This window comes from Corallococcus sp. AB018 (genome assembly GCF_003986945.1).
Lineage (GTDB): Bacteria > Myxococcota > Myxococcia > Myxococcales > Myxococcaceae > Corallococcus > Corallococcus exiguus.
The window spans coordinates 1-5,126 of record NZ_RAWR01000368.1 but is presented as its reverse complement, the minus strand read 5'-3'; the positions used below and the strand labels follow the sequence as shown (position 1 = coordinate 5,126).

At 67.7% G+C, this 5,126-nt stretch carries 5 protein-coding genes and 2 pseudogenes; 3 read left to right on the top strand and 4 right to left on the bottom strand.

Annotated features, from left to right (window positions below; all coding sequences use genetic code 11):
* From D7Y11_RS41520 to D7Y11_RS41510, 3 genes and pseudogenes are all read right to left on the bottom strand, one after another.
* Positions 1–269 (bottom strand): annotated as a pseudogene (locus D7Y11_RS41520) (energy transducer TonB); the annotation flags it as partial.
* Between the two features lie 3 nt (positions 270–272).
* The gene (gene tolR, locus D7Y11_RS41515) at positions 273–767 is read right to left on the bottom strand and encodes a protein TolR (RefSeq protein WP_120580673.1); all 495 of its coding nucleotides are present in this window, start codon (positions 765–767) and stop codon (positions 273–275) included.
* Positions 768–779: 12 nt separating this feature from the next.
* Positions 780–1,493, bottom strand: coding sequence for a MotA/TolQ/ExbB proton channel family protein (locus tag D7Y11_RS41510; protein WP_120580672.1), 714 nt, complete (start codon positions 1,491–1,493; stop codon positions 780–782).
* Positions 1,494–1,652: 159 nt separating this feature from the next.
* Between D7Y11_RS41510 and D7Y11_RS41505 the strand changes: the two genes are divergently transcribed.
* Positions 1,653–2,663: a hypothetical protein gene (locus D7Y11_RS41505; protein WP_126936428.1), complete on the top strand. Its 1,011-nt coding sequence runs from the start codon at positions 1,653–1,655 to the stop codon at positions 2,661–2,663.
* 133 nt (positions 2,664–2,796) lie between these two features.
* Positions 2,797–3,612, top strand: a complete 816-nt coding sequence (gene murI / locus D7Y11_RS41500) for a glutamate racemase (protein WP_121755684.1) — start codon at positions 2,797–2,799, stop codon at positions 3,610–3,612.
* 27 nt (positions 3,613–3,639) lie between these two features.
* Here murI and carF read toward each other — a convergent pair whose 3' ends face one another.
* Positions 3,640–4,497 carry a plasmanylethanolamine desaturase gene (gene carF, locus D7Y11_RS41495; RefSeq protein ID WP_120580669.1) on the bottom strand — a complete coding sequence of 286 codons (858 nt, stop codon included), beginning with the start codon at positions 4,495–4,497 and terminating at the stop codon, positions 3,640–3,642.
* 270 nt (positions 4,498–4,767) lie between these two features.
* Here carF and D7Y11_RS41490 point away from each other — a divergent pair.
* Positions 4,768–5,126 (top strand): annotated as a pseudogene (locus D7Y11_RS41490) (hypothetical protein); the annotation flags it as partial.

Here is a 5,126-nt window from a genome sequence, read left to right as displayed (position 1 = left end):
GTGGGCGTGGGCTTCGCCACGACCTCCTTGGGCGGCGGCTGCGCCACTTCCTTGCGCGGCAGGAGCTTGGGGTCGCGCGGCTTGCCCAGCCGCACCAGCGACGCGTTGATGGGCTTCTGGTCCAGGTTCACCTTCGGCGCGGACGAGAAGCCCGCGTACAGCAGCGCCGCGGCGACCACCGCCACGTGCCCGACCACGGAGACGACGAGGAAGCGCGACAGCCGCGTGGGCCGTGAAACCAGCAGGCTGTGGGTCACCGCGGAACTCATGGGCTAGCGCTTCGCCTCCTTGGGCTTGCCCTTGGCGCCGGAAGGGGCGGGGGCGGCCTTGCCGGAGTTGGACGCCTTGGAGCCCGTGGCCGGTTCCGTGATCATCCCCACGTTGGCGATGCCCGCGCGCTGGGCCGCGGCCATCACCTCCACCACCACGCCGTACGGCACGTCGCGGTCCGCGTGGAGATACACTTCCTTGTCCGCCTGCGCCTTGGCGTTGGCGGCGAGCTTCGTCTCCAGCTCCTCCAGCGGAACTTCCGCATCCCCGATGTAGACCTTGCGCCCCGCGTCGATGGAGAGGACGACCTTCTTCTCCGTCGCCTCCACCGGGGCCGCCTTGGTCTCCGGGAGATTCACCTTCACGCCCTGCTGGATGAGGGGCGCCGTCACCATGAAGATGATGAGCAGCACCAGCATCACGTCCACCATGGGCGTGACGTTGATCTCGCTCATCGTGGTGCGGCCACCACCGCCCTTGCCTCCGCCCATGCCCATGTGACGGGTCCCCTAGCGGAAGAAGTGCCGCTTGATGATGTTGAGGAAGTCCGCGGAGAAGTTGGACATCTCCGTGTCGAACACCTTGATGCGGCTGACGAACGAGTTGTACGCGACCACCGCCGGGATGGCCGCGAACAGCCCCGCCGCCGTGGCGAAGAGCGCGTTGCCCACCGGCGCCGCCACCGTGGCCAGCGTGGCGTTGCCCTGCTCCGCGATGTTGTTGAACGCGCCCAGGATGCCAATCACCGTGCCGAACAGCCCCACGAACGGAGACGCTGCGCCCACCGTGCCCAGGAAGGACACGCGGTTCTCCAGCTCCGTGATCTGCGCCGTGGCCGCGCGGTTGAGCGCGCGCTCCACGTTCTCGATGCCGCCCAGCTTGGCGCTCATCGCGGCCTCGGCGCCTTCCTTGTTGTCCGTCTGCGCCAGCTTGCTCAGCTCCTCGTAGCCCGCGCAGAACACCTTCGACAGCGGCGAGCCCTCCAGCTTCTGGGCGGACTGATAGATGGCCTCCAGCCGGGACGCCTTCCAGAACGTGTCAAGAAAGGTAAGCGACTGGGCGCGGGCACGCGACAGCTGGGTGGCCTTCATGGCGATGAGGGCCCAGGAGGCGACCGAGACGCCCATCAGGAGGAGGAGCACCGCGAGCTCGATGAACGACGCGTCGCGGATGATCTCCACGTAGTTCATGGCGCCAAAGGCCAGTGGCAGGTGGGGTATCATGGGGTCCAGCGCGTAACATTCCGTCCTCGGGTGGGTCAAACATGCTTACGACGCCCGGTTGCTTTGGACGGCACTGAATAATTCCCGGGGCTGGTCGTCTGGAGGGTTGTTACGGGCCGACGACCTCAACTTCCCGAAACCGAACCACGGATGCCCACCATGAACGCGAGAACGCTCGCCGCATTCCTCTGCCTCTCCTCAGGACTCTCTGGCTGCATCATCGAAGACAACCGCTACCCCGGCGACGTCCGGATGTCGTGGAGCTTCGATGGCGCCACCTGCGGCCAGATGCGGAACATCGATGGCGTGGACATCTACATCGACGGCGAGATCCTCGAGGGTGACGGCAAGTATCCCTGCTCGGCGAACGGCTTCGACGGCATCATCCTGCACGACTTCGCGCCCGGCACTTACTCGTTCACGGCGGAGGCGGTCGACTATGACGGCGTGGCGGTCTACTCGTACCGCGGCACGTTCTCCGTGGACGGCAACACGGCGGTGCCCATCAACTTCAACACGGGCCGCACGGGCGCCACGTCCTACGCCTATGTGAACTGGCTGTTCCCCACGGAGGCGGGCTCGTACTACCCCTCCTGTCAGCAGGCGGGCGTCGCCTACGTGGACGCCCGGGTGGATGACGGCGCGTGGGCGCGCTTCAACTGCAACCAGGGCAGCCAGGGCCGTTCGGTGGAGACGCCGGAGATTGCTCCCGGGCAGCACTACCTGGAGATCGTGGGCGTCGACGCGTACGAGCGGCCCCTCTACTACTACGGTGGTGGCTTCACGTCGCAGGCGGGCATCCCGGCCTCCATCACGGCGAACACCTGGGCCATTGGTGGCGCGGCGGTGGGCTGGCAGCTCTATGAAGGCAGCACGAAGCTCAACTGCGGCCAGGCCGGCGTGAGCGAGGTGGGCATCAACTTCCAGGACATCCACACCAGCGAGTGGGTCTACGGCGAAGCGGGGCAGTGGTTCTCCTGCAACGAGTCCCCGGCCGTCTTCGAGTTCCTGCGCCCCGGTGAGTACTTCGTGTCGCTGCAGGCGAACGGCACGAACGGCCGGCGCTACATCTCGCCCCGGGGAGCGGACATGCTGAGCCTGCGCGTCTACGCCCACGACTTCCCGAGCGCGGCGGAGGCCGCCATCGCTCCGCTCGACCGCGTGCAGTAGTCGCTAAGGCCCACCCGGGCCGGGCGGCATGAAAGGGTCGGAGGCCTTCCAGGCTTCCGGCCCTTCGTGCGTTCTGGGGGACACGCGGGCGGTGCGGGGGGCGTTGGCATCAAACGTGATAGGGACTCACCCCATGCGGCAAGACAGCCACGGTCCCATCGGCGTGTTCGACTCCGGCATCGGAGGGCTCACGGTCCTCAAGGCGCTCATGGCGCGGCTCCCCCACGAGCGCACGCTCTACCTGGGAGACACCGCGCGGGTGCCCTACGGCACCAAGTCCGGCGAGGTGGTGACGCGCTACTCGCTGAAGAACGCGGAGTTCCTGCTGGAGCGCGGCATCAAGCTGCTGGTGGTGGCGTGCAACACCGCCTCCGCCGCGGCGCTGCCCGCCCTCCAGGCCGCGCTGCCGGTGCCGGTGCTGGGCGTGATTGAGCCCGGGGCCCGCACGGCGCTCCAGCGCACCCGGGGCGGCGGGGTGGGCGTCATCGGAACACCGGGCACCATCCGCTCCGGCGCGTACCAGCGGGCGCTGGAGGCGGGCAACCCGAAGATCGCGGTGAAGGCGACGGCGTGCCCGCTCTTCGTTCCCCTGGCGGAAGAGGGGTGGACGAACGGCGACGTGCCGCTGCTCGTGGCCCGTGAGTACCTGGCCGGCTTCGCGCGCGATGGGGTGGACACGCTGGTGCTGGGCTGCACCCACTACCCGCTGCTCAAGGGCGTCATCGCCGAGGTCGTGGGGCCGCACGTGTCGCTGGTGGACTCGGCGGAGGCCACGGCGGAGGCGGTGGCCCAGCTGCTGGAGGAGAAGGGGCTGCTGGCGCCAGCGTCCGTGGGCGCGCCCGAGCACGCCTTCTTCGTCACCGACGTGCCGGAGCGCTTCGTGGAGGTGGGGGCCCGCTTCCTGGGGCGCCCCATTCCTTCCGCGGAGCAGGTGGACCTGCGCTTCTAGGCGGCCTTGCCGCCTGGGGCCCGGCCTTCAGCGCACGGGGGGCGTGGAGACGCTCGCCGTGGGCTCCTCGGCGGAGGACTTGAGCAGCTCCTTGGCCGCCTGGATGACCGGCACCTCCTGGGCGCCGTCCACGGCGACGAGCGCCTGGGCGGCCTCCGTGCCGATGTCGTCCTGGCGCGGCAGCTGACCGGTGACCCAGGTGATGAGCCGCTCCATCAGCGGGAAGAAGTGGATCATCTTCAGCGGCCGGTTCATCCAGCCCACGGTGATGCAGTAGTACTGGTTGAAGGGCGCGGTGTGGTGGATGCGGTGGTGGTCCGGCGGCAGGATGAGGTGCACGCGCTGCAGGAAGTTGATGATCGCGGGCGGCTCATCCAGGTGGGACCACTTGTGGAACTGGTTGGTCGCCATCACCCAGAAGATCATCGCGCCCAGGAACGCGGCCAGGAACACCCAGCCCGGGCCAGCGAGCGGCACGGCGACCGCGAGCGCCGCCACCGGCAGCGACACGAGGCAGTTGTTGCCGTTGGTCTCCACGAAGTCGTGGCGGGTGATGGCCTTCTCGTCCACGTGGTGCTCGCGGAAGGGGCGGATGAACGCCTTGCCCAGGACGGGCATCTCCGTGGAGCCCCACGTGTCGCCCATCCAGTGGACGAAGCCGGACACGAAGTCCGCGGCCAGGTAGCCCAGCACCACCGCCAGGATCAGCATCCACGGGCCGGTGTGGTGGGTGCTCCAGAGCTTGTAGACGAGCACGCTCTCCAGGCCCACGAACGCGATGATGGAGGCAATCTCCATGGCGCGGATGGCGGGCGAGTAGCCCTGCGCGAGCGCCTGGGCATCCTGCAGGCGGACCTTTTCCGCGATGGTGTCCGGCTTTTTCATCGGTGGTGTTCCGGCCGCGGCAGGGAGGGAGGGACTGACGGCGCGATCGTCAGAGGGGTTTACGTACCCCAGGGCGTTTCAGCTTTTCAACAGAGCCGCCCGTGCCCGCCAGGCTGGTGTCCACGTGTGGATCCGTACACGGAGGGTGACAGAAGGTGGCGGACGCACACCGGCGGGAAGCGGGCAGGCACGCACAAAAAAGAGGTGCGGAGCGCGTGACGCTTACCTTGTGAAGCCTGGACCCCGCTGCTACGGTGCCCGACCTCGGCAATGGCGAAAACCTTCGAAAAAGCCGTCACTGGCTTCAATCACAACATCAAGCACAAGGGGAAGGTCTACCACGTCCAGACCGAGGACTCGGGCGTCAACAACCCCCACATCATCACCCACCTGTTCGTGGGCGGGAACATCCTCGCGTCCAAGAAGACGTCCTACGCGGACATCCTCAACGCGGAGAACCTGGCGGAGGTTGTGCGCGAGTTGATGGAGGAGCAGCACAAGGAGATGCTGCGCAACCTCATCAACGGCGTGTACGACAACTACGAGTCCACGGTCCGTTCGTACCAGCCCGGCCAGCTCGCGACGGACGCGGAGATGGCCGCGCAGCCGAAGCTGCCGCCGCAAGCGCC

Coding starts and splice junctions, on each gene's coding strand:
- tolR (WP_120580673.1), bottom strand. CDS start 767: ATGGGCATGGGCGGAGGCAAGGGCGGTGGTGGCCGCACCACGATGAGC.
- D7Y11_RS41510 (WP_120580672.1), bottom strand. CDS start 1,493: ATGATACCCCACCTGCCACTGGCCTTTGGCGCCATGAACTACGTGGAG.
- D7Y11_RS41505 (WP_126936428.1), top strand. CDS start 1,653: ATGAACGCGAGAACGCTCGCCGCATTCCTCTGCCTCTCCTCAGGACTC.
- murI (WP_121755684.1), top strand. CDS start 2,797: ATGCGGCAAGACAGCCACGGTCCCATCGGCGTGTTCGACTCCGGCATC.
- carF (WP_120580669.1), bottom strand. CDS start 4,497: ATGAAAAAGCCGGACACCATCGCGGAAAAGGTCCGCCTGCAGGATGCC.